The sequence below is a fragment of the Martinezella calliandrae genome (assembly GCF_030272695.1).
Classification (GTDB): domain Bacteria; phylum Pseudomonadota; class Alphaproteobacteria; order Rhizobiales; family Rhizobiaceae; genus Rhizobium; species Rhizobium calliandrae.
Genome location: NZ_JARFYN010000206.1, coordinates 1 through 472, shown reverse-complemented (window position 1 = coordinate 472; position 472 = coordinate 1). Strand labels below are relative to the sequence as shown.

Here is a 472-nt window from a genome sequence, read left to right as displayed (position 1 = left end):
CACGCTTGACGCCGTTCAACTGACGACGCAAGCCTACATCGGACGGCTGTGGGAGTGTCGGATCATCGGATCTCGCAGTATACTGGCGTTGCCATTCCGCTAGAGCCCAGTTGTAGGCAAAGCGCGCTACGCCAGACGCCTTGGCGAAATAGGTCCGCTGTTTGTTGTTTGGGTCGAGCGCGATACGGTGGGCAATCAGCATTGAGAATCCTCAACCGCCTTATTCACCGCGTCTAGAAGCTTTTGGTTCTTATGCGAGCGCGAGCCATAAAGCCGCGCCGAAAACACAGTGACAATCTCAAGCACGTCCTTGGCGAGGTCTTCCTCGAAGGTCGTGTCCTCGCCCTGGTTCAGGATAACCACTTCGACGTTTTTGGCTTCGCAGATCGCGAACACCAGTTCCGCGCCGAACCGCAGCAATCGATCCTTGTGCGAGATCACCAGACGCCCGACAGAGCCGTTTATAATCTGC

General features: G+C 56.1%; 2 protein-coding genes. Both read right to left on the bottom strand.

Going from position 1 to position 472, the window contains the following annotated elements; genetic code table 11:
- Positions 1-202, bottom strand: a 202-nt coding sequence (locus PY650_RS37725) for a helix-turn-helix domain-containing protein (RefSeq protein WP_285885024.1), incomplete at its 3' end; no start/stop codon positions are given.
- Positions 196-472, bottom strand: a 277-nt coding sequence (locus tag PY650_RS37720; RefSeq protein WP_490390940.1) for a recombinase family protein, incomplete at its 5' end; no start/stop codon positions are given. The genes PY650_RS37725 and PY650_RS37720, both read right to left, overlap by 7 nt.